This window comes from Acidovorax sacchari (assembly GCF_042847045.1).
GTDB lineage: Bacteria > Pseudomonadota > Gammaproteobacteria > Burkholderiales > Burkholderiaceae_C > Paracidovorax > Paracidovorax sacchari.
On record NZ_AP035783.1, the window covers coordinates 2,656,339 to 2,679,097 of the forward strand.

General features: G+C 70.1%; 22 protein-coding genes and 1 riboswitch. Of the genes, 7 read left to right on the top strand and 15 right to left on the bottom strand.

Annotation, left to right across the window (positions count from 1 at the left end; genetic code table 11):
• Positions 1 to 48 precede the first annotated feature (48 nt).
• Positions 49 to 1,776: a SulP family inorganic anion transporter gene (locus tag ACGHC0_RS12035; protein ID WP_368355420.1), complete on the bottom strand. Its 1,728-nt coding sequence runs from the start codon at positions 1,774 to 1,776 to the stop codon at positions 49 to 51.
• Positions 1,777 to 1,888: 112 nt separating this feature from the next.
• Here ACGHC0_RS12035 and ACGHC0_RS12040 point away from each other — a divergent pair, with 112 nt between their 5' ends.
• The 3 genes from ACGHC0_RS12040 to ACGHC0_RS12050 all read left to right on the top strand — a co-directional run bounded on the left by ACGHC0_RS12040 (position 1,889) and on the right by ACGHC0_RS12050 (position 3,983).
• Positions 1,889 to 2,365, top strand: a complete 477-nt coding sequence (locus ACGHC0_RS12040; RefSeq protein WP_415268315.1) for a BON domain-containing protein — start codon at positions 1,889 to 1,891, stop codon at positions 2,363 to 2,365.
• A gap of 46 nt (positions 2,366 to 2,411) precedes the next feature.
• The gene (locus ACGHC0_RS12045) at positions 2,412 to 3,653 is read left to right on the top strand and encodes a PLP-dependent transferase (RefSeq protein ID WP_368355422.1); all 1,242 of its coding nucleotides are present in this window, start codon (positions 2,412 to 2,414) and stop codon (positions 3,651 to 3,653) included.
• A gap of 132 nt (positions 3,654 to 3,785) precedes the next feature.
• On the top strand, positions 3,786 to 3,983 hold the full coding sequence (locus ACGHC0_RS12050) for a hypothetical protein (protein WP_368355423.1): 198 nt from the start codon (positions 3,786 to 3,788) through the stop codon (positions 3,981 to 3,983).
• 37 nt (positions 3,984 to 4,020) lie between these two features.
• Here ACGHC0_RS12050 and ACGHC0_RS12055 read toward each other — a convergent pair whose 3' ends face one another.
• Positions 4,021 to 4,686, bottom strand: coding sequence for an arylesterase (locus ACGHC0_RS12055; RefSeq protein ID WP_415268408.1), 666 nt, complete (start codon positions 4,684 to 4,686; stop codon positions 4,021 to 4,023).
• 21 nt (positions 4,687 to 4,707) lie between these two features.
• Between ACGHC0_RS12055 and ACGHC0_RS12060 the strand changes: the two genes are divergently transcribed.
• The 4 genes from ACGHC0_RS12060 (at position 4,708) to ribB (ending at position 8,053) form a co-directional block, all read left to right on the top strand.
• Positions 4,708 to 5,421: an ABC transporter ATP-binding protein gene (locus ACGHC0_RS12060; RefSeq protein ID WP_368355424.1), complete on the top strand. Its 714-nt coding sequence runs from the start codon at positions 4,708 to 4,710 to the stop codon at positions 5,419 to 5,421.
• Between the two features lie 60 nt (positions 5,422 to 5,481).
• Positions 5,482 to 6,234: a 23S rRNA (guanosine(2251)-2'-O)-methyltransferase RlmB gene (gene rlmB, locus ACGHC0_RS12065; protein WP_368355425.1), complete on the top strand. Its 753-nt coding sequence runs from the start codon at positions 5,482 to 5,484 to the stop codon at positions 6,232 to 6,234.
• Between the two features lie 3 nt (positions 6,235 to 6,237).
• Positions 6,238 to 6,975 (top strand): SIR2 family NAD-dependent protein deacylase, encoded by a 738-nt coding sequence (locus ACGHC0_RS12070; RefSeq protein WP_415268316.1) that lies wholly within the window; start codon positions 6,238 to 6,240, stop codon positions 6,973 to 6,975.
• Positions 6,976 to 7,019: 44 nt separating this feature from the next.
• A riboswitch (FMN riboswitch) is annotated at positions 7,020 to 7,203 on the top strand.
• Between the two features lie 148 nt (positions 7,204 to 7,351).
• Positions 7,352 to 8,053, top strand: coding sequence for a 3,4-dihydroxy-2-butanone-4-phosphate synthase (gene ribB, locus ACGHC0_RS12075; protein ID WP_415268317.1), 702 nt, complete (start codon positions 7,352 to 7,354; stop codon positions 8,051 to 8,053).
• Between the two features lie 26 nt (positions 8,054 to 8,079).
• Here the strand turns inward: ribB and ACGHC0_RS12080 are convergent, their stop codons facing one another.
• The 13 genes from ACGHC0_RS12080 to ACGHC0_RS12140 form a co-directional block, all read right to left on the bottom strand.
• Complete coding sequence (locus tag ACGHC0_RS12080) at positions 8,080 to 9,048, bottom strand: aldo/keto reductase (RefSeq protein WP_415268318.1); 969 nt, start codon at positions 9,046 to 9,048, stop codon at positions 8,080 to 8,082.
• A 121-nt stretch (positions 9,049 to 9,169) separates the two neighbouring features.
• Complete coding sequence (locus tag ACGHC0_RS12085) at positions 9,170 to 9,754, bottom strand: chromate transporter (RefSeq protein ID WP_208942442.1); 585 nt, start codon at positions 9,752 to 9,754, stop codon at positions 9,170 to 9,172.
• Entirely contained in the window at positions 9,751 to 10,347 is a 597-nt protein-coding gene (locus ACGHC0_RS12090) for a chromate transporter (RefSeq protein ID WP_415268319.1), read from the bottom strand. The genes ACGHC0_RS12085 and ACGHC0_RS12090 overlap by 4 nt, the downstream gene beginning before the upstream one ends.
• Before the next feature lie 116 nt (positions 10,348 to 10,463).
• On the bottom strand, positions 10,464 to 12,290 hold the full coding sequence (locus ACGHC0_RS12095; RefSeq protein WP_415268409.1) for an aminopeptidase P family protein: 1,827 nt from the start codon (positions 12,288 to 12,290) through the stop codon (positions 10,464 to 10,466).
• Between the two features lie 20 nt (positions 12,291 to 12,310).
• Positions 12,311 to 13,774: a leucyl aminopeptidase gene (locus tag ACGHC0_RS12100; protein WP_415268320.1), complete on the bottom strand. Its 1,464-nt coding sequence runs from the start codon at positions 13,772 to 13,774 to the stop codon at positions 12,311 to 12,313.
• Between the two features lie 32 nt (positions 13,775 to 13,806).
• The gene (locus tag ACGHC0_RS12105) at positions 13,807 to 14,232 is read right to left on the bottom strand and encodes an ExbD/TolR family protein (RefSeq protein ID WP_368355433.1); all 426 of its coding nucleotides are present in this window, start codon (positions 14,230 to 14,232) and stop codon (positions 13,807 to 13,809) included.
• 12 nt (positions 14,233 to 14,244) lie between these two features.
• Positions 14,245 to 14,664: an ExbD/TolR family protein gene (locus tag ACGHC0_RS12110; RefSeq protein WP_415268321.1), complete on the bottom strand. Its 420-nt coding sequence runs from the start codon at positions 14,662 to 14,664 to the stop codon at positions 14,245 to 14,247.
• 2 nt (positions 14,665 to 14,666) lie between these two features.
• Positions 14,667 to 15,560, bottom strand: coding sequence for a MotA/TolQ/ExbB proton channel family protein (locus ACGHC0_RS12115; RefSeq protein ID WP_415268322.1), 894 nt, complete (start codon positions 15,558 to 15,560; stop codon positions 14,667 to 14,669).
• A gap of 269 nt (positions 15,561 to 15,829) precedes the next feature.
• Positions 15,830 to 16,552 (bottom strand): energy transducer TonB, encoded by a 723-nt coding sequence (locus tag ACGHC0_RS12120; protein WP_415268323.1) that lies wholly within the window; start codon positions 16,550 to 16,552, stop codon positions 15,830 to 15,832.
• Between the two features lie 55 nt (positions 16,553 to 16,607).
• Entirely contained in the window at positions 16,608 to 17,771 is a 1,164-nt protein-coding gene (locus ACGHC0_RS12125; RefSeq protein WP_415268410.1) for a PLP-dependent cysteine synthase family protein, read from the bottom strand.
• The gene (locus ACGHC0_RS12130; RefSeq protein WP_415268324.1) at positions 17,771 to 20,578 is read right to left on the bottom strand and encodes a S9 family peptidase; all 2,808 of its coding nucleotides are present in this window, start codon (positions 20,576 to 20,578) and stop codon (positions 17,771 to 17,773) included. The genes ACGHC0_RS12125 and ACGHC0_RS12130 overlap by 1 nt, the downstream gene beginning before the upstream one ends.
• 1 nt (position 20,579) lies before the next feature.
• Positions 20,580 to 20,912, bottom strand: a complete 333-nt coding sequence (gene trxA, locus ACGHC0_RS12135; protein WP_415268325.1) for a thioredoxin — start codon at positions 20,910 to 20,912, stop codon at positions 20,580 to 20,582.
• A 52-nt stretch (positions 20,913 to 20,964) separates the two neighbouring features.
• The gene (locus tag ACGHC0_RS12140; RefSeq protein WP_415268326.1) at positions 20,965 to 22,740 is read right to left on the bottom strand and encodes an ABC transporter ATP-binding protein/permease; all 1,776 of its coding nucleotides are present in this window, start codon (positions 22,738 to 22,740) and stop codon (positions 20,965 to 20,967) included.
• Positions 22,741 to 22,759 lie beyond the last annotated feature (19 nt).

Consider the following 22,759-nt stretch of genomic DNA (forward strand, 5'->3'; position numbering starts at 1 on the left):
ACAAACAGTGTTCAGGAAGTGTATCAGCGGCTGCCCCGCCATAGGTAACTACAAAGGTAAACGTTGCAACGCCAGAAGGGCTTCGGCATCGGTGCGGTAGAGCACCAGGCCCGGGCCCTCCAGCAATCCGGCGCGTCGCAGCACCTGCTCGACGGGGAGCTTCATGCCACTCACATGCAGGGCTCCACCGTGGGTGCGGGCCAGGGCCCTCAACCGGCCGAAGCACTCAACGCCGGTGACGTCGATACGGTTGATCGGGAGTGCGAACAGGCAGATGTGCCGCACCTCGGAATATGCCGCAAGATGTTCCGAGATGCGTTGCTCCAGCGCAGCAGCGGACGCGAAATCGAGCTCCGCATCCATCCGCACGCCCAGCAGTCCGGGCGCGAGCGGCGGCAATTGCCACAGGTGGCGGTCGCGCAGGCTGCCGTCCGGGTGCAGCCCGACTTCGATGATGCGCGGGTGCAGCCGCTGGTAGAGGAAGTGGCTCAGGTTCAGCACCAGTCCTGCCAGCACGCCCCAGTACATGCGCGGCGCGGTCGCGAGCGTGAGGAAGAACGTCAGCCCGCCGATGAGGGCCTCCACCCGGGAAATGCGCCACAGCCGCAGCAGCACCGCCGGCTTGATGAGGCTGGTGACCGCTGCCACCACCACCGCGGCGAGCACCGACTGCGGCACGTGGTAGAGCGCGGGCGTGAGCCACAGCAATACCGCCAGGACCAGCGCCAGCGCGAACAGCGTGGCCCAGCCGCTTTTCGCGCCCGCGTACAGGTTGATCGCGGAGCGAGAAAACGACGCGCTTGTCGCGAAACTGCCACAGAAACCCGACCCCATCTTCGCCAGGCCGTGCGCGATCAGGTCCTGGTTCTCGTTCCAGCGCGTGCCGCCCTGCTGGTGCTCGACCTTGGCCGAGGACGCGGTCTCCAGGAAGCTGACGAGCGTGACCACCAGCACGGGCATCAGCAACTGGCCGAACTGGTCCCAGCCCAGCCAGCCCGGCCAGTAGAAGTGCGGCAGCCCGGAGGGCAGGTGGCCCACCACCGCGCCATCGTGGTCCGCATAACCAAGGGCCCGGCTGGCCAGGGCCGCCACGCCGACGATGACGATGGCCGAGGGAAAGGTGGGCCGCCAGCGGCGCGCCAGGGTCAGCAGGACCAGGCTGCCGAGCCCGAAGGCCGCCGCCGTGCCGTCGAAGTGGTGGATGGACGGGGCGCTGGCCACCGCATGCCACGTGGTGCGCAGCCCCAGCAGCGCCGGCAGCTGGGATGCGAGGATGAGCAGCGCGGCGGCCTGGGTGAATCCGTTGAGCACGGGCGACGTGACGAGGTTGAGCAGCCAGCCGAAGCGCACGGCGCCCAGCAGCAGTTGCACCAGCCCCGACAGGATGGCCATCCAGGCTGCCAGGGCCACCCATTCGGCGCTGCCCGGTTCCGCCATGCCGGTGAGCGAGGCCCCGATCAGCAGGGCGGTGAGGGCCGTGGGGCCCACGCCCAGGCGGGTGGACGAACTCCACAGCACCGCGATCAGCGCGGGTACGAGCGACGCGTAGATGCCCGTCACGAGCGGCATGCCGGCCAGGGCCGCGTAGGCCACGCCCTGGGGCACCAGCATCAGCCCCACCGTCATGCCGGCCCAGAACTCTCCCCGCAGCAACCGGGCGTCCGGCCGGGGCCACGCGAGAAAGGGGAACCAGCGGTGGAGCATGCGCTGGCGGCCGGAGGCGCCGGCATCCGTCGGCGGCGCTGGGGAAGGTGCGGGGGAAGGCGCGGGGGACATGGGGAGGATTCTCGCCTCAAGCGTCCTACGCCAGCTTAGGCGTTGTCCGACCGGGGCGCGCTACGGTCGAGTCTAGAGTTCGTCATATTCCCGACGCTCCAAGGAGATCGCCATGACGCACGCCCACACCCATTCTTCCAGTCCCGCCCGCTGCCCGCGTGTCATCGCCATCCTGTCGGCCACCGCCCTGGCATTCGGGCTGGCGGCCTGCGACCGCAACGACGGGCAGACCGTCGGCCAGAAGCTCGACGCGACCATCGAGCGCACCGGCGAAGCCGCCTCGGATGCGCAGCGCCGCATGGAGGCCGCGGCCACCGAGGCCAGCCAGGCCTCCCGCCAGGCTGCCGCGCGCGCGGCGGAAGTGATGGACGATGCCGGCATCAGTGCCAAGGTGAAGGCAGGTCTCGCCGAGGATGCCGAACTGAGCGCCATCCGCATCGACGTGGACACCCGCAACGGGATCGTCACACTGAACGGCCCGGTGAAGAACGACGTGGCCCGCGAGCGTGCGACCCGCATCGCCCAGGGCGTGAAGGGCGTGAACTCCGTGGTGAACCAGCTGACGATCACCCAAGGCACCACGGGCTGATCCGGGGCTGATCCCCGGCGGAGGCGGGCGGCGATACCATCGCCGCATGACTTCCTCCGCATCCGACGCCACGCCGGGCTCCGGGCCCGACACCCGCCTGATCCACCACGCGTACACGCCGCCGGCCGGCTTCTGCGCACCGCAGCCGGCCGTGCACAAGGCCTCCACCGTCATCTTCCCGGACGTGGCCGCGATGCGGTCCCGCGAATGGAAGGACAAGACCGGCTACACCTACGGCCTGCACGGCACGCCCACGACCTACATGCTGGAGGAACGCCTCTGCGAACTGGAAGGCGGCCTGCAGTGCGTGCTGATGCCCAGCGGCCTCGCGGCCATCGCCAACGTGGCGCTGGCTCTGTTGCGCAGCGGCGACGAGGTGCTGATCCCGGACAACGCCTACGGACCCAACAAGGCGCTGGCCGAGGTGGAACTGGCGCACTACGGCATCCGCCATGCCTACTACGATCCGCTGGATCCCGCCGACCTGGCCGCCCGCATCACGCCCGGCACCCGGCTGGTGTGGCTGGAGGCCCCGGGCTCCGTCACGCTGGAGTTCCCTCATCTCGCTGAACAGGTGCGCATCTGCCGCGAACGCGGCGTGACCACCGCGCTCGACAATACCTGGGGCGCCGGCATCGCCTTCCAGCCCTTCGACCTGCTCGGCGACGGGCAACTGGGCGTGGACATTTCGGTCCATGCCCTGACCAAGTACCCCAGCGGCGGCGGCGACGTGCTCATGGGCAGCGCGATCACCCGGGACCCGGCCCTGCACCTGCGCATCAAGCTCACGCACATGCGGCTGGGCCTGGGCGTGGGGGCCAACGATGCCGAGGCGGTACTGCGTTCGCTGCCCAGCGTCGGATTGCGGTACCGCGCGCATGACGCGGCGGCGCGCGAGCTGGCCGGGTGGATGGCCACGCAGGCTGCCGTCGCCCAGGTGCTGCACCCCGCGCTGCCCGGGTCGCCGGGGCATGCGCACTGGGCCGCGCTGTGCGCCCGCGGCGCGGGGCAGGGCGCCGCGGCCGGCCTCTTCAGCGTGGTCATCGACGAGCGCCATGGCCAGGACCGTGTCGATGCCTTCTGTGACGGCCTGAGGCTCTTCAAGCTCGGCTACAGCTGGGGCGGACCCATGAGTCTGGTCGTGCCTTACGAGTTGCGGACGATGCGCGCGCGCCCCACGCAGCACCTGCGGCCCGGCACCGTGGTGCGCTTTTCCGTGGGGCTGGAGAACGTGGAAGACCTGCGCGGCGACATCGCGCAGTCGCTCGCGGCCGCGTTTCCGGCCTGAGGGGCGGCCCTGCGGTCCTGCAGCCCGCCCGCGCGCCCTGGCGGCGTGCCATGCCAGGGCGAGGCCAGGGGTCTTGCCGGGCGTGCTGCTACATTGGACCTCCGAACTGCATCCACAAAAGGGGGCTCCACCTTGGCAACACCCAACTACGGCTACGAAAAGCGGCAGCGAGAGCTCGCCAAGAAGAAAAAGAAGGAAGAAAAGGCACTGGCCAAAAACCAGCGCAAGACCGGGGAACATTCCCCGGAATCCGGAGAGGACGGCGAGGCTGTCTCCGGTGGCGGGGAGGGCGGGACCACCGCTCCGCAAGGCAGCGGACCGTCCGCCTGACGGGCACGGCGGTGGCGCCGGAAGGCGCCCGCCGGCCTCAGCGCAACAGCTTGCGCAATTCGGGCCAGACGTTCGCGAGCATGGCCGGGTGCGCCTCGGCCAGCGGATGGATCCGGTCGGCCTGGAACAGTGCCGCGGCATCGGGCCGGTCGGCCACGCCCTTGAGCAGGAAGGGCACCAGCGCGGAATCCGTGGCCTTGGCCACGGCCGGAAAAACCCCCTCGAACCGCCGGGTGTAGTCCGATCCGTAGTTGGGCGGCACCTGCATGCCCACGATCAATACCTTCGCGCCGGCCTTGTGGGATGCCTCCGCCATCGCCTTGAGGTTCGCCTCGGTGCCCTGCAGCGGCAGGCCCCGCAGCGCGTCGTTGCCCCCCAGCTCGATCACCACGACGGCGGGCTTGTGCTGGGCGAGCAGGCCGGGCAGGCGGGAGCGGCCGCCTGCCGTGGTGTCGCCGCTCACGCTGGCATTCACGACGGTGGCGGGGATCTTCTCCGCGGCCAGCTTTTTATCCAGCAGCGCGACCCAGCCGGAGCCGCGGGCGATGCCGTATTCGGCGCTCAGCGAATCCCCCACCACCAGCACGGCGGGTGCTGCACCGGAAGCCGCGGGCGCGGCCAGCGCCGCCGGGGCGCAAAACCCCAGGAACGCGGCCCCCGCGGCCGCCACGATAAAGTCACGCCGGAACGCATCGCATCGCATCACTGCCACAAAGCACCTTTCATGTCGGAAACACCGCCGGACACCCCAGCCACCCCCATCGCCGCCCCGGTCATCGCCGTGGAGCACGTCCACAAGTCGGTGACGGATTCGACCGGCACGCTCGACATTCTGCGGGATATCGATTTCCGGCTCGCTCCCAGGGACACCGTGGCCATCGTGGGCGCCTCGGGCTCGGGCAAGAGCACGCTGCTGTCGATCATCGCGGGGCTCGATACGCCCACGCGCGGCACCGTGCGGCTGGCCGGCGAAGACCTGTTCGCGCTGGACGAAGACGACCGTGCCGCGCTGCGCGCTCGGCGCATGGGGTTCGTCTTCCAGAGCTTCCAGCTGCTGGGCAACCTCACGGCGCTGGAGAACGTGATGCTGCCGCTGGAGCTGGCGCAGCGCCGCGATGCCCGGCCGCTGGCCACCGAAATGCTGGGCCGCGTCGGCCTGGGCCAGCGCCTGGGCCACTATCCGAAGGTGCTGTCGGGCGGCGAGCAGCAGCGGGTGGCGCTGGCGCGGGCCTTCGTGGTGCAGCCGGACGTGCTCCTGGCCGACGAGCCCACGGGCAGCCTGGACTTCGCCACGGGCGAGACGATCATGCGCCTGATGTTCGACCTCAACCGCGAGCAGGGGACCACGCTGGTGCTCGTCACGCACGACCGCGGGATTGCGGCGCAGTGCGACCGGCGCATCACCATCGACGCCGGCCGGATGGTGGCCGGCGCCTGAGGCGGCCGCCTTCTCCGGGCCGCTGGAGGGGAGGGCGCTGGCGGGCGGATAATCGTGCGCATGTCCTCCAGCCCCAAAGTGCTATTCGGCTTCCACGCCGTGGGCGTGCGCCTGAAGACCGCGCCGCAATCCATCATCGAGATCTACTACGAGGCCACGCGGCGCGACGCGCGCATGCGCCAGTTCCTCGAGCGCGCGAAGGAGGCGGGAGCGCGCCTCATCGAGGCCGATGCGCTGCGCATCGCCAAGCTCGCCGGCAGCCACGGGCACCAGGGCGTGGCCGCCCGCGTGGAGGCTGTCGCGCAGGTCCATTCGCTCGATGACCTGCTCGAGCAGTTGGAGGCCGACGGCGTCGAGAAGCCGCTCCTGCTGGTGCTCGACGGCGTGACCGATCCGCACAACCTGGGCGCCTGCCTGCGCGTGGCCGACGGCGCCGGTGCGCATGCGGTCATCGCGCCCAAGGACCATGCCGTGGGCATCAACGCCACCGTGGCCAAGGTGGCCAGCGGCGCGGCCGAGACCATGCCGTACTTCATGGTCACCAACCTCGCGCGCACGCTGGGCGAACTCAAGGAGCGCAACATCTGGTGCATCGGCACCAGCGACGACGCTCCGCGCACCCTCTACGAAGTGGACCTGAAGGGCCCCGTGGCGCTGGTGCTGGGTGCCGAGGGGGCCGGCATGCGGCAGCTCACGCGCAAGACCTGCGACGAGCTGGTGTCCATCCCGATGCGGGGGGCGGTCGAAAGCCTGAACGTGTCGGTGGCCAGTGGCGTGTGCCTCTACGAGGCGCTGCGCCAGCGCGGAGGCTGAGCCATGCTCCAGGATGCCCTCGAGCGCTTGCGGACCTGGGTGGCCGAGGCGCAGCGCATCCTGGTGCTGACCGGTGCCGGCATGAGCGCGGAATCCGGCGTGCCCACCTTCCGCGATGCCCACACCGGCCTCTGGACGAAGTTCCGCCCGGAGGAGATGGCCAGCGAGGAAGGCTTCCGTGCCCATCCCGGTACGGTGTGGACGTGGTACGAACACCGCCGGGCCCAGCTGGCCTCGGTGCAACCCAACGCCGGCCACCGCGCGCTGGCGGATTTCGCGCGCCGCCATCCAGAGCGGCTGACGATCGCGACGCAAAACGTGGACGGCCTGCACCAGATGGCCGGCAGCGAGGGGGTGCTCTGCCTGCACGGCGACCTGCGTGCCAATCGCTGGCTGGATGCGCCGCTGCCCTGCTGCGATGCCGATGCTGCCGTGCCGGGTTGCCCGCCCGGCTGCGCCACCTGCGGCAATCTCCTGCGGCCGGCCGTGGTCTGGTTCGGCGAGGAACTGCCGGCACGGTTGCTGGAGCAGGCGCAGGACGCTGCCCACGAGTGCGACCTGATGCTGGCGGTGGGGACGGCCGGCGTCGTCTATCCCGCCGCCGGCCTGGCGCATGCCGCGCACCGGGCCGGCGCGCGCGTGGCCATCGTCAATCCGGAGCCCAGCGCCCTGGACGGCGTGGCGGACCTGCTGGTGCCCGGCACGGCGGCACGGGTGCTGCCCTTCGTCCTGTCCGCCTGACGCGGGGCGGGCGCGGTCCCACGGGGATGCGCGCGGCATAATCCACCGGTCTTCAGGGCGGGGTGGAATTCCCCACCGGCGGTAGGCGGTGCGCACCACGGTGCGCGTCGCGAGCCCGCGAGCGCTCCCGCCGCCTGGCGGGAGGTCAGCAGACCCAGTGCGAGGCGGCCGCCACGGCTGCCTTCAGTCTGGGGCCGACGGTCACAGTCCGGATGAAAGAAGATGCTGCCGGCCGGCTGGCCGCGCGCCCGCGAGGGTGCGCTGCCCGGGGGCCGCGCCGTGCCATGCGCGCCGTGCTGCGGCGGGGCATGCGGTGGCGCGTGGCCGGCGGCATGCGATGCCTTGGAGCGTTCTTTTCCAACCAAGGAGCGTTTCCATGAATTTCCCCGTCACTTTCCATACAGAGCGGTGCAACGCTGCGGCCGGGGCGCCGGAGCCCGCCGCGGGCGGCGTACCGCTGGCCCCCATGGCCGACGTGCTCGCGCAGATCGCCGCCGGGCGGCCCGTCCTGGTACTCGACGATGCCGACCGCGAGAACGAGGCCGACCTGGTCTGCGCCGCCGAGAACATGGCCGAATCCACCATGGCGCTGATGATCCGCGAGGGCAGCGGCATCGTGTGCCTCTGCCTGCCCCAGGACCATGCCCGGGCGCTCGGCCTGCGGCCGATGGTGGAGGTGAACCGGTCGTCGTTCGCCACGGCGTTCACCCAGTCCATCGAGGCCGCGTGGGGCGTGTCCACCGGCGTCTCGGCGGCGGACCGCCTGCAGACCGTCCGGTGCGCCCTGCGCGTGCCTGCGGCCGGCGCTGCGCCGGAAGTGGTCAGCCCCGGGCATGTGTTCCCGCTGGTGGCCCGCCCGGGCGGGGTGCTGGAGCGCGGCGGCCATACGGAGTCGGCCGTGGACCTCGCGCGCCTGGCCGGACTGCGCCCTGCCGGCGTGCTGTGCGAGCTGATGAACCCCGACGGGACGATGGCGCGCGGCACGGACGTGGCGAGGTTCGCGCACGCGCACGGGCTGCTGTGCACCACGGTGCAGGCGCTGGCGGCGTACCGCCTCGCCATCGGCGACGTGCGCTGAGGGGGTGGCGGCCGCAGGGGGCGCGGTCAGGCCTCGGCGGGGGATTCCTCGCTGGCCTGGCTCAGCGCTTCCAGGGCGTCGGCGTCGAGCTGCAGATGCGCGGCGCGCACCAGGTCCTGCAGTTGCTCCAGCGAGGTCGCGCTGGCGATCGGCGCGGTGATGGCGGGCTGGGCCATCTGCCACGCGATGGCGACCTGGCCGGGCGTGGCTTCGTAGCGCTCCGCCACCTCGTCGAGTTCGGCCAGGATGCGCAGGCCGCGCGGGTTGAGGTATTTCTCCACCGTCCTGGCGCCGCGCGCGCTCTTGGACGCGTCGGCTTCGCTGCGGTATTTGCCGGTGAGGAAGCCGGCGGCCAGGGCGTAGAAATTGATGACGCCCACCTGCTGCTCCAGGCACAGCGGCTGCAATTCATCTTCGAACACCGCGCGGTCATAGAGGTTGTAGAGCGGCTGCAGCGATTCATAGCGCGGCAAGCCCAGCCGCGCGCTGGTGGCGAGCGCCTCCGACAGGCGGGCGGCCGAGTGGTTGGACGCGCCGATGGCGCGTACCTTGCCTTCGCGGATCAGGTCGGCATAGGTGCCCAGCGTGTCCTCGAGCGGCGTGGAGGGATCGTCGTCGTGCGACTGGTAGAGGTCGATGTAGTCCGTGTGCAGGCGGCGCAGCGAATCCTCGACCGCACGGCGGATGTAGTCCGGCTTCAGGCCGACCTTGCCGTCGCCCATGTCCTTGCCCACCTTGGTGGCGAGCACGATCCGGTCGCGCTTTCCGGTGCGCTTGAGCCACTGGCCGATCAGGGCCTCGGATTCGCCCCCCATGTGGCCCGGGTTCCAGCGCGAATAGACATCGGCCGTGTCGATGAAATTGAAGCCCGCATCCAGCCAGGCGTCGATCAGCGAGAACGTGGTCGGCTCGTCCACCGTCCAGCCGAACACGTTGCCGCCGAAGCACAGTGGGGAAACCTGCAGGCCGGAGCGGCCGAGGGGGCGTGATTGCATGGGTTGGAGTCTCCTGGAGTGGTTGGAAAGCCGGGCCGCCGCGGCTGCGGGGGCCCGGCGGGCGTCCGGACCATTGTTGCGGCGCCGCACGGTTCCCGGGACGCGCAGTTGTAAGAACCTGTCAGATCCAGCCCAGCGCCCCGAGCACGGCCCCCGCGCCCAGCAGCCACAGCAGGTGGATGCGCGTGCGCCAGACGAGCAGCATGCACGCTGCCGAGACGATCCACAGCCGCCAGCTCTGCGCGATGCCGCCGTGCGCGCTGCAGAGCACGAAGGCCGTGGCCAGCAGCAGGCCCAGCACGACCGGCGTCATGCCCTGCTTGAAGGCGCGCACGGCCCGCATGCCGCGGTGGCGGTGCGCCCAGCGCGCGGCGGCCCAGGTGAGCAGGCTGCTGGGCAGCATGACGCCCACGAGACACAGCACCATCCCGAGCAGGCCCAGGGCCCAGCCACCTGCGTTGAGCCCCACGTTCCAGCCCAGCAGCCCGATGAACAGCACGTTCGGGCCGGGCGCGGCCTGGGCGATGGCGATGGAGGCGTTGAACTGCGGATCGGTCAGCCAGGCGTGCCGGTCCACGAGGAAGCGGTGCATGTCCGGGGCGGTGGCGATGGCGCCGCCCACGGTCAGCAGGGACAGCGAGAGGTAGTACGAGAACAGGTGCAGCCAGTCGGCCGGCTGCAGCGCCAGGGTGGCGGCGGCCGTCATGCGGGCAGCTTCCGCCAGGTGGCCGCGCAGGCCGCGCCGCCGATCGCCAGCAGCACCACGGCCAGCGGCCATTGCAGCACTGCCATGGCCACGAACGTCAGCGCGGCCAGCGCCGCGCCCCCTGCGGCGCCGAGCGGGTGCGCGCGCAGCGCCACCGCCATGCGCAGGGCCACGCCTGCCACCAGGCCGGCGGCCACGGCGCCCATGCCGCGCAGGGCGCCCGCCACGGCCGGGTGGGCGGAGAACCGCGCATATGCCACCGCCAGGCACAGCAGCACCAGCAGGGGCAGCAGCAGCATGCCCGCCAGGGCCGACAGCGCGCCGCGCCAGCCGAAGTAGCGGTCACCCACCATCACCGCAAGGTTCACCACGTTGGGCCCCGGGAGGATCTGGGCCACGGCCCAGTCCTCGATGAATTCCTCGTTCGTCAGCCAGCCCTTGCGGTCCACCAACTCGCGCTGCACCACCGCGAGCACGCCCCCGAATCCCTGCAGGGCCAGCCAGGTGAAGGACCAGAACAGCTCCTTGCAGTCGCGCGGGGCAGGACGCTCGGGGCGGTGGTCGGCGGGATCGGGGTCGGCGTGGGATGGCATGGGAACGAAGCGGTATGCGGGCCGGAAGGGGCCGGGACGGCCCGCATCGTACGCCGGAGCGCGGTGTTCCGCTGGCCCCGCGCAGGCTTGCCGTGGGGCGGAAAGCGGTTCGTCCTTCAGCGCAGGATCGGCCGGGTGCGGTCCAGGAGCCACTGGCGGGCCCGCCGCGCACGTTCGTCCTGCGGGGAGGCGAATTCCGGCAGCAGCGCCTCGCGCACCACGGCGTGGTATTGGTCGATCCAGCGCACCTCTGCATCCGTCAGCCGGTCGAGGCAGAGGCAGTCCAGGTCGATGGGGCACAGCGTCAGCGTCTCGAACGCCATGAAGCGGCCGAAGGCGCTTTCGCCCTTTTCGATCGCCAGCAGCAGGTTCTCGATGCGCACGCCCCACTGGCCGGGACGGTAGATGCCCGGTTCGACCGAGGTGACCATGCCGGGGAGCAGCACGGAGTCGGCGTTCGCCTCGGCCCGCACCGAGATGGACTGGGGGCCTTCATGCACGTTGAGGTACCAGCCCACGCCGTGCCCCGTGCCGTGGCCGTAATCGATGTGCTCGCGCCAGAGCGGTGCCCGGGCCACGGCGTCGATCATGGGGGCGCGGGTGCCATGGGGAAAGTGCAGCGTCGATAGCGCGATCAGGGCCTGGAGCACCAGGGTGCAGTCGCGGCGCTGGGCGTCGCCGGGCGTGCCCACGGCCACCATGCGGGTGATGTCGGTGGTGCCGCCCGTGTACTGGCCTCCGGAGTCGATGAGCAGCAGTCCGTCGCCTTCGATGCGGGCATGGGCGTGGGCCGTGGCCACGTAGTGCGGCATGGCGCCGTTGGCGTTGAAGGCTGCGATGGTGGCGAAGCTGGGACCCACGAAGCCCGGACGGCGCATGCGTGCGGCCGTGATCCCGGCGTCGATGTCCAGCTCGGTGGGCGTCGCGCCGGCCCGGAGCCGTTCCTGCAGTTCCGCGAAGAACTCCGCGAGAGCCACGCCGTCCTGCACCATGGTGCGCCGGATGGCGGCGGCTTCCGCGTCGCTCTTGCAGGCCTTCATCAGCGCGCAGGGATTGGTGCCCTGGCGCAGCGATGCATCCTGCGGCAGTGCCTGGACATGGCCGGCCGTGGTACGCCGGGGGTCGATCAGCACGCAGGCGCCGGGTGCGAGGGAGCGCAGCGCCTCACGTGCACCGGCATAGGGTGCCAGCGCGATGCCTTCCGACGCGAGCGCCTGCCGTACATCGACCGGCATGCGGGTGGGGTCGATGAACAGGGTGGCGCCCTGCGGTCCGACCAGCAGGTGGGCGAGGAACACGGGGTTGTAGGGCACGTCGCTGCCGCGCAGGCCCAGCAGCCAGGCGATTTCGTCCAGCGCGGAAACGAAATGCCAGTCGGCGCCGTGCGCCTGCATCTGCTCGCGCAGCCGGCGCATCCGGTCGGCGCGCTCATGGCCCTGCACGCCGGGGGGCAGGGCCGCGATGGGTCCCGCGGGCAGACCCGGCCGGCCGGGCCAGGCGCACGCCAGCGGGTCGATGTCGGTGCGCAAGGGGTTGCCGTGGGTGCGGCAGAGGGCTTCGAGCTGCTCCAGAACCGCCAGCGACAGCACGTCGGCATCGACCGCCACCGTTCCGCCGGGGCCCGCGAGGCGGCACAGCGATGCGAGGTCTTCGCGTATCGCGCCCGGCATCGCCTTGCGCATGGCGATGCCGCTGCCCTGCAGCTGGCGCCCGGCCTGCTCCCAGTAGCGGCTGTCCACCCACAGTTCGGCCGCCTGAGCACCGACGACCAGCGAGCCCGCTGAGCCATCGAAGCCGCTCAGCCAGCGGCGGCCCTGCCAGCGGGCGGGCAGGTACTCGGAGAGGTGCGGATCGGACGAGGGGACCAGGCAGGCGGCGATGCCGCTGGCCGACATGTGCCGGCGCAGGCGCAGCAGCGGCGTGTCCGGGGCGAGGATGTCCATGGGCGACCGGTCGGGGGCGTTCACGGCGTGGCCCGGTCGATCAGGTACTGCGCCAGCAGGGGCACGGGCCGGCCGGTGCCGCCCTTGTCCTTGCCGCTTTTCCAGGCCGTTCCCGCGATGTCCAGGTGCGCCCAGCGCCCCTGGACGAAGCGCGAGAGGAAGCAAGCCGCCGTCACGCTGCCTCCGGCGCGACCGCCGATGTTGGCCAGGTCCGCGATGGGCGATTTCAGCTGTTCCTGGTAGGCAGCATCCAGCGGCATGCGCCAGGCGGGGTCTTCCACCTTGTCGCCCGCGGCGATCAGCGCGTTGCCCAGCGCGTCGTCGTTGGCGTAGAGGCCGCTGCGCACATGGCCCAGGGCGATCACGCAGGCGCCGGTCAGCGTGGCGATGTCGATGGTCAGTTCCGGTTCGAAGCGCTGCTGGGTGTAGGTGAGCGCGTCGCAGAGGATGAGGCGGCCCTCGGCATCGGTATTCAGCACTTCGATGGTGGTGCCGCTCAGGCTGCGGACCACGTCGCCGGGCTTCAGCGCATTGCCGGCCGGCATGTTCTCGCAGGCCGCGATCACCGCCACCAGGTTGACCTTGAGCTTCATCTCGGCACAGGCGCGCAGGGTGCCCAGCACGCTGGCGGCGCCGCACATGTCGTACTTCATTTCGTCCATGGCCTCGCCGGGCTTGAGCGAGATGCCGCCGGAGTCGAAGGTCACGCCCTTGCCGACCAGCGCCACCGGCGCGCGCCTGGCCTTGTCGCCCTGGTAGCGCAGCACGATCAGGCGCGGCTCCTGCACGGAGCCCTGCGCCACGGCGAGGAAGGAGTGCATGCCCAGCGCCTCGATGCCGTCGCGGTCGAACACCTCCACCTCCATTCCCCAGGCCTGGCCCAGCGCCTGCGCCTGCTCGGCCAGGTGGGCGGGGGTGCAGACGTTGGGTGGGGTGTTGCCGAGGTCGCGCACCATCGCCACGCCGTGGGCGATGGCCTGTGCCTGGTACAGGCGGGCGTGGATGGCTGCGTGGTGTTCGTCCGATGGGGTGGCGAATCTCAGCGTGCGTTCCGGCGGCTCGGGTGCCTTCTCGGTGCGGTAGGCATCGAAGCGGTAGTCGGCCTGCTGCAGTTCGAGGATCGCGTGCACCCAGTGCTCCGCATCGTCGCCCAGGGCCCAGACGATCCTGGCGGCGCGGGTCGCGGCGAGCGCCCGGGCTGCGGCGCGCGACGAGGCGGCCGATGGCGCTTGCGCCGCGCCGGTCCCCACGAGCAGGAGCCGGTGCGCCTGCAGGCCGGCGACGGCGTGCAGCAGCACGGTTTGCCCGGGCTTGCCGGCCAGTTCGCCTTCGGCGCGCAGCCGGGTCAGCAGGCCCTGGCTGGCCTGGTCGATGGCCTTGGCGAGGCCCTTGAATTTGCCTTCCGTGATGCCGACGACGAGGCAATCGCAGGGCGTCTGCAACAGGCGTGCGGGTGTGGGGAAGGCGTTGAGCTGGAAATTCATGGAGGTTCCTGGAAGGCGGTGGCGCGGGCGGATCAGTTGAACTGTTCCTGGCCGGCCAGTCCGACCTTGGTGAGGCCGTGGCGCTTGATGGAGGCCATCACGTGCACCACGGTCGAATAGTTGGCGTTCGCGTCCGGGCGCACCTGCAGCTCCGGGTGGTCGGGCTGCATGGAGGCGGACAGCAGGCGCTCGTTGAGCGTGGCGAGATCGACGGTCTCGTCGTTCCAGCGGATGAGGCTGGCCGGCCCGATGCCGATGCGGACGATGCGCAGTTCCCTGGGCGGCGGAGGCGGGGTGTCCGTGGGCACGGGCAGGTCGAGTTCCACGGTATGCAGCTGCATCGGGATGGTGATGATCAGCATGATGAGCAGCACCAGCATCACGTCGATGAGCGGCGTGGTGTTGATCTCCATCATCAGCGCGTTGTCCTGCTGCTTGCCCCTTCTTGGCAGTGCCATGGCGTGTCTCCGTCAGGGGTTGGACATCGGTTCGGTCACGAACCCGAGTTTCTGGATACCGGCGTCCTGCGCGGCGCGCACGATGCGGCCCACGGGCAGGTAGGTGGCCGAGGCGTCGCCGTACACCTGCACCATGGGCTGCGGCGTGGCGGCGGCCAGTTCGGCGAACCGCTGCCGCAGCGCGGGCAGGGTGATGGGCGCGGCGTTCCAGTAGATCGCGCCGTCGCGCGTCACCGACAGGTTGATGTCCTCGATCTTCGCCTGGCGCGGGTCGTTGGTTTCCTTGGGCAGGGCGACGGGCACCGTCTGCGTGGCGACGGGAATGGTGATCAGGAAGATGATCAGCAGCACCAGCATCACGTCCACCAGCGGCGTGGTGTTGATGGACGAGACCAGCGGATCGCCGCCGTCCTGGCCGACGTTCATCGCCATGGTCAGCTCCCGAGGGTGATGGCGGGCTTGCCGCCCAGCAGGGACGTGTGCAGTTCGGTGCCGAAGTCGTGCACCTCGTCCAGCGCGGCCTTGTTGCGGCGCACGAGCCAGTTGTAGCCCAGCACCGCGGGCACGGCCGCCGCCAGGCCGATGGCGGTCATGATCAGCGCTTCGCCCACGGGGCCGGCCACCTTGTCGATGCTGGCCTGGCCCGCCAGGCCGATGGCCGTGAGCGCGTGGTAGATGCCCCAGACGGTGCCGAACAGGCCGACGAAGGGCGCCGTCGAGCCGACGGTCGCGAGCACCGCAAGGCCGCCCTGCAGGCGGTCGCCGACGGCGTCGATGGCCTGCATGACCGACTGGCTCAGCCAGCTGTTGCGGTCCACCTGCTGCGTCAGCGGGCCTTCGTACTGCTTCTGCGCGACCAGCCCGGCCTCGGCCACGTAGCGGAACACGCTGCTTTCCGGCAGCGCCTGGGTGGAAGCGCGCAGGTCGCCCCGGTTCCAGAAGTCCGCCTGCACCAGGCGCGCCTGGCCATGCACGCGGCGCTGCTCCAGCAGCTTGGTGATGATGACGTACCAGCTGGTGGCCGACATGATCAGCAGGATGAACAGCGTGCCCTTGGACACCATGTCGCCGTGCTCCCACATGGCCTTGAACCCGTACGGGTTCTCCTGACCCGCCGGGCGGGCTGCCGGCGCGGCGGAGCGCACGGCTGCGGTGCCGTCGGCACCGGGCGCCGCCTGGGCCGCGGGGGTCGTGGCAGTGGCCGCGGCGTCATTGGTGGCGGCGGCCTGCGCGAACGCAGCCGCGGGCACGGCCAGTAGCGCCAGGGCGCACAGCGGCGCCGCGACCAGGCCGCGCAGGGAAGGGAGGTGGAACAGACGTTGGGACATGGTGGGCTCTCCAGGAAAAGGGGATGGATCGATGAAATGGTTGGGCGATGGGCTATCGGGGTGTCACATCAGGAATTCACGGCTCTTGAGCATCGGCAGCGCCGTATGAAACCGGCGCAGCGCCACCCGTCGAATGGCCGCGGAGCAGGCCACGTCAGCAGACGCCGCGGAACCGGCTTCGCCGGGCCGCTGGCGTCGTCCCCCTGCCCGCCGTGCGCAGCACGGCGAGAGCGGGGGGAAGCGGCGCAGCCGCTCAGGGGGGTGTCGCTTCACTTCAAGCTGAAGCTGAACGGAACGCGCACCCGGACGGGCATGCCCTGGCCCTTGCAGCGCAGTTCGCGCATGGCCTCCAGCACGGGGCCCGCGAACAGGTCGGAACTGGCGCTGGCGATGCGCAGGTTCTCGACCGAGCCGCTGGGCGACACGTTGAATTCGGCCACCACGGTGCCTTCCAGGCCCTGGCGGCGCGCGCGGGAGGGATAGCCCACGGTCTGCCGCACCTCGGCGTAGTTGGAGCAGACCAGCTCGACCGATGCCACGGGTGGCGCTGCGGGCACCGGGGCCGGTGCGGGCGGGGCCGGCGGCGCGGGTGCAGGCGAGGGAGCCGGTGGCGCGGGCGGTGCAGGCGGAGCGGGCGCCGGTGCCGGCGGTTCGGGGGGCGCGGGCGGCACCGGCTCCACGGCCACGCGTTCGGGCGCGGGCCGGGGCGGCGGTGGCGGCTTGGGGGCCGGCGGTTTCGGCGCGGGCGGCGTGGGCGCCGGCGGCTTCGGAGGAGGCGGGGGCGCAGGCGGGGGCGGCGGTGCCTGGATGGCCGGCTCCGGCTTTTTCTCGGCCATCAGCGAGACCAGCAGCGCATCCTTGTCGATCTCTTTCGGGGGCTTGAGGGCCGTGCTGGTCACCAGCACGTAGGCCAGGCCGACGTGCAGGGCGACGACCATCGCGATGCCCGGTGCGCGTTCCCGCAGGTCTTTCTTCGGGGGCTTTCTGTTCATGGTTTCCAGGCCTTCCTGTTCGGTATCTGCAGACGCTCTGTCGCCCGGGGCCGGGTCACGCGCCGCTGGCGGCGCAACGCAGCGTGGAAGCGAGCGGCGCGCCTTCCAGGAAGCCACGCAACTGCCCGTCCGCCTGCACGATGTCGATCCCGCTGCGCTCGTACCATGCCGGGTCGTAGTAACTGCGGGCGTAGCGGTCGCCGCTATCGCAGAGGATCGAGACGATGGATCCCTCGCGGCCCGAGGCGGCCATCTCCTGCGCGGCCCAGAGCAGGCCGACGAAGTTGGTGCCTGTGGAGCCGCCGACCTTGCGGCCCAGTACCGTGGAGACATGGCGCATGCCGGCCAGCGACAGGGCGTCGGGCACCTTGACCATCGCGTCCACGCAACTGGCGATGAAGCTGCGCTCGACCTGGGGGCGGCCGATGCCCTCGATGCGTGAGCCGTTCGCGACCGTGAGGGCGGCATCGGGACGCCCCTGGTGCAGGCCTTCGTAGTAGTCGAAGAACACCGACATTTCCGGATCGGCGCACAGCACGCGCGTGGGGTGCTGGCGGTAGCGCACGTAGCGGCCCAGCGTGGCGGAGGTCCCGCCGGTGCCGGGGCTGCAGACGATCCACTCCGGCACGGGATGCCGCTCCATCTGCATCTGCCGGAAGATGGATTCGGCGATGTTGTTGTTGGCGCGCCAGTCCGTGGCCCGCTCGGCATAGACGAACTGGTCCATGAAGTGGCCGCCGCTTTCTTTCGCCAGCACCATCGAAGCGGCATGCAGGTCGCAGGCCCGCTCCACGAAGTGGCAGCGCCCTCCGTGGAATTCGATCGCGGCGATCTTCTCGGGCGACGTGGAGGCCGGAACGACCGCGATGAACGGCAGGCCCAGCAGGCGCGCGAAGTATGCCTCCGACACCGCCGTCGATCCGCTGGAGGCCTCGATGACCGGTGCGCCCTCGCGCAGCCAGCCGTTGGAGAGCGCATACAGGAACAGCGAGCGGGCGAGGCGGTGCTTCAGGCTGCCGGTCGGGTGGCTCGATTCGTCCTTGAAGTACACGTCGATGCCCGGGTAGCCGGGCAGCGCCATGGGGATCAGGTGCGTGTCGGCCGACCGGCTGAAGTCGGCCTCGATCCGGGCGATGCACCCGGCTTCCCAGGCGCGCTGCCGGCTGCTGCGCCCGCAGGCTGTTACCGGGCGGAGGAGGGAGGCGGGAAGGGGCGCCATCATGCGGCCTCTTGGGCGGGGTATTCCGCCAGCTGCAGCGAATGGCCCAGATAGTCCATGGCCGACCAGGCTTCCACGCGCCCGCCCAGGTGGCGGCCCAGGAACTCTTCGCACAGGGCATTGAACGACATGCGGTTGGCTTCCCGCACGAAACCGTGTCCTTCGTCCGGGTAGAGCGCGTAGGTCACGGGGATGCCACGCTGCCGCAGGGCGGCGACCATCTGCTCCGATTCCGCCTGCTTCACGCGCGGGTCGTTCGCGCCCTGGGCGATGAGCAGCGGCGCACGGATCTGTGCGGCGCGGTGCAGGGGCGAGCGCTCGCGCATCTGGGCCAGTCCCTCTGCGGTGGCCGGGTCACCCATCGCGCGGTGCTGGCGCACGCGGTCCGATTCCCAGTAGGCGGGAATGGAGGCCAGCAGCGTTTCCAGGTTGGAGGGGCCGACCACGTCGATGCCGCAGGCGTAGCGCGACGGGTACCGGGTGAGCGCCGACAGCACGGCATAGCCACCGTAGCTGGCGCCGAAGATGGCCAGGCGCTGGGGGTCGGCGATGCCGCGCTCCACGGCCCAGGCGACGGCGTCTTCCAGGTCCTCGTCCATCCTGCGGCCCCATTCGCCGTCCGCCGCGTTGACGAAGCGCTTGCCGAAGCCGGTCGAGCCGCGGAAATTCACGCTCAGCACGGCGTAGCCGCGGTTGGCCAGCCACTGGTGCATGGGGTTGAAGCCGAAGCCGTCGCGCGACCAGGGCCCTCCGTGCACCAGCATCACCAGCGGCAGCGGCGCGGTCGTGCGCAGGTCACCCGACTCGGAGCCCGCGGGCACCGTGAGGTAGGACACCAACGAGAGGCCGTCGCGTGCCGGAATGACCACCGGCTGCATCCGCGCGAGCGGAGCCCAGGTGAGTTCGGGCCGCAGATCCAGCAGGTGCCGCAGCGTGCGCGCCTGCCGGTCGTACATCCACGACGAGGAGGGCCGTGTATCGGACGACATGGCGACGATCCAGCGCTGATCGTCTTCGGTGCGTGAGGTCAGGCGCCATTCGCCGTCGCCGGCATGGCCGTCGAGGGTTTCGATGTCGCGCTCGATGGAATCGTCCAGCACGTGCAGCTTGAAGCGCTCGTAGGTCACGCCGTAGGCCAGGGGGCGATAGCTGGCGGCGTCGGTGATCATGCCGCCGATGTCCGCGCGCGGGTTCTCGGCCAGCACGGTGATGGCGCCGCTGTTCCAGTCGATCGCGACCAGCGCGGCAGTGTCGCGCCCTCGGCTGTCGTAGGCGTACAGGGTGCGGCCCTCGACGTCGAAATGGGAAGGACCGGAGCTGCGCCCGTCTTCCGCCGAGAAAACCTGCCAGGGCTGCCAGGCTCCGGACGCATCGCGCCGCAACCACTCGCTGCCGCCGTCCCGCGTATTGCGCACGGCCAGCTTCGCCCGGTACTGCGCATCCACCACGAAGCCGGTGAAGCCGGTGTTCTCTTCCACGCACTGCATGTCGCCGGTGCGCAGATTCAGCACATGCACGTCGAAGAAGCGTGCGTCGCGCGCGTTCGAGACGATGGCGATCTCGTCGCGCCGCACCCGGCTGATGCTCTGCACGCCCGTTCGCACGCCCGGCGCCGCAGGGGTCAGGGCGCGCAGGCTGCCGTCCGAGAGGTCGGCGCCGAACACTTGAAAGTTCTCGTCGCCATCGCGGTCCTGCGAGAACAGCAGCATGCCGGGAACGTAGGTCCAGTGGAAGCTCTGGATGCCGCGCCGCGTGTCATGGGTGATCTGCCGTGCCTCGTTCGGGCTGCTGCTGGGCGCGGCCCAGATGTTCATCACGCCCTCGCTGTCGGCCAGCCAGGCCAGCCATTGGCCGTCCGGACTGATGCCCATGGCTGCCTTTGCGGGGTTGGCGAACAGGTGCTTGCGGGGGATGAGCGCCGCGGGCGCGTCGCCGTCGGTCGCATGCAGGATGTTCTGCATCGCCAGTGCTGCCTGGCGCCATTGCCTGGCGTACTGGCTCCTCTGGTATCGGTAGAAGGCCCTCAGCCGCCTGGCTTTCTCGGGATGCTTTTGCTCCAGCAGAGCGAAGACATTGGTGTAGTCGGTATCACCAGGCTCGCGGCTGGCCATGTCTTCCGCATGCAGGGCTTCCAGCACTTGCTTCATGTCGTCGTCTTCCTCCTTGCCCCACGGATAGACGGCCATGCTCGTGGCGATACGTGCGTTCATCCAGCCACGCAGCGTGTCCGACACGGCGCTGCGGGACTGCATCGGGTCCCAGGCAGCGGCTTCGATGCACGTTCCCACGGATGCGGCCACCGAACCGGGCGTCTGGGCGTTGGTCTGCTCCACCGCCGCACGGCGGGCTTTGCGCCAGCTCGCGCTGTCGACGTCCTGGCCTGCCAGGCGCGCCGCATGCAGCGCTGCCACGCCTTCCAGCGCCTCGGCCAGGCCAGCGGCAGCCTCCAGGCCGTTCAGCCCGTGGGTCTTGCCCTTGAGCAGCTCCAGCAGGCTGCGGCTGCCGACCGTGTCCATCGCCATGCCGGGCTGAATGCCCTGCATCAAGTGGATGCCCCAGGAGACGCCGAGCGTCGAATTGGCGGCGACCATCGAATCGATCGTGAGGGCGAGCCACTTCGGCAGGCCGAAGTCGGCTTCCCAGCGGTCCAGGTCGTCGCCCTGCAGCAGGGTGCCGACGAAGCTGCCGACCTCTCCGTTCCAGTAGAGGGGTCGGTGTTCCCACCGCCCAGCCTTTTCCAGGGATTGCAGTTGGTCGATCACCTGCTGGCGCAGTTGGGGGTTGCCGTGGTATGCGTTCAGGGGCATGTCAGGCTTCCAGGGCTTCGTCGATGACCTGCGCGATACGCGTCTTGGAAACCAGGCCCACCAGGCGGGCCTTTTCCTTCCCATCCATGAAGAGGATCATGGTGGGCAGGCCGCGCACCTGCAACTGCTGCGTGGTTTCCTTGTTTTCGTCCGCGTTGATCTTGCAGATGCGGGCTTCGCCGGCGTATTCCTCGGAGATGTCGTCCACGATGGGCAGCAGCTGCTTGCAGGGGGCGCACCATTCGGCCCAGAAGTCCACCAGTACGGGGCCGGAGGACTGGAGGACGTGTTCTGCGAAGGTGGCGTCGGTGAGCGGGATGACGTTGGAAGCCATGGTTTGTTCTCTGCGAGTGGTCGGAAAGTGAATGAAAGGGGGTGAGCCGGATTCAGGCGGGTACCGTGGGCGGCCCGGAGGCGTTGCCGCCGTTCCTGTGGTCGTCCTGGCTGCCGCCTTCGCTGCTGCCTTCGCTGCGTTGCGGCGTGAGGTCCAGCACGTGGTCGTGGTAGGAAACCAGCGATTCGCGGTGCGCGACGCTGATCAGGGTGCTGTCCGGCAGGGCGTTCAGCAGGGCCTGGTAGAGCGCCTGTTCGGTGTCCGGATCGAGCGCGCTGGTGGCCTCGTCCAGGAAGAGGTAGTCGGGCCGGTGCAGCAGCGCGCGGCAGATCGCCAGCCGCTGCTGCTCGCCGCCCGAGAGCTTCTGTTGCCAGCGGTCGCTGTCGTGCAGCCGGTCTGCCAGGGCGGACAGCCGCACTTCCTGCAGCACCTCGCGCACGCGCCTGTCGTCGAAATCCTCGGGCTGCCCCGGATAGCACAGGGCGGCCTTGAGCGTGCCCTGCGGGATGTAGCTGCGCTGCGGCAGGAACATCATCCGGCCGCCGTCCGGCTGCTGGATGTCGCCCTCGCCGTAGGGCCAGATGCCCGCCACGGCGCGCAGCAGCGTGCTCTTGCCGGCCCCCGAGGTACCGCGCACCAGCCAGCGCTCGCCCCGGCGCATGCGCAGTGCGGGGATGGAAGCCAGCGGTTCGCCATCGGGCTTCCTGAGCGAAAGGTCCTGCGCCGCGATGGCGGAATGCGCGGTCTTCGCCACCCGGATGCCCGAAGGACGGGCGTTGACTTCCTCGATGGCACCCAGCAGGTCGCGCAGCCGGTTGCCGAGCGCCCACCACTCGGTGAAATTGACGTAGGCCAAGCTGAAGAAGACCAGGCTGCTGCTGACGGCGGTAAAGGCGCCGCCCACGCGCGTCACGTCGCCCACCGTGATGGCGCCGGAGAGATAGCGCGGCAGCGCCGCGGCCGTAGGCAGCAACTGGCTGGAGAAGGTGTGGGTGTAGGTTTCGCGCGCCAGGATCAGTTTGGCATTGCGCACGATGATGTCCCGCCAGTTGGCGCGCACCTCTTCGAAAGAGTCGTCCAGGCGCTTGTGCTCCTGCGCACCGCCGTCATAGAAGGCGATCTGCTCGGCGTTCTCTCGCAACTGCATGCCGCGATAGCGGAAGTTGGCCTCGACGGTCTGGCGGAGGTTGAAGAGATGGATCAGCGGGCGCCCGGTGAGGTGCGACACGAGCAGCGCGCCGGCCGAATACGCATAAACCAGATAGACCATGTACCCGGGGATCGAGAAATCGATGCCCCATGACGTGAATTGCAGCGTGCCGGACAGGTTCCAGAGAATGACGGTGAACGAGATGGCCGAGACCACCACGTGGATCGGATTGAGGAACAGAAAAAGCGTGAGTTCGATGAACCGCGGAATGTCCTGGGAAATGCGCTGATCCGCGTTGTCCAGGCGCCCGTCCCGCTCGATCGCGTAGTAGGTGCGCCGTTCCGTCCAGGCCGCCAGGTACCGGCGCGTCATGGCTGTGCGCCATTCGTACTGGAGCAGTTCCGTCACCACGAAGAGGAGCACCATCGACACCAGCATGGTGAGCATGCCGGCGATCCAGGACAGGCCCAGGCTGCGCCAGATGCCGTCCCACTCCCGCTTCACCAGCGCATCCACCACCTGGCCCTGGAGTTGGTTGCTCCAGACGGCCACATAGACGCTGGTGAACATGAGGGCCAGCTTGATCGCGAGAAGGATCCAGCCGCGCAAGCTGTCGCGCGAAGCCCAGTAAGGCAGGATCAGGTCGCGCAGGCGAGGGCGGTGGCGGTGGGCGTTCATGAACGAGGAAGACCTTGGA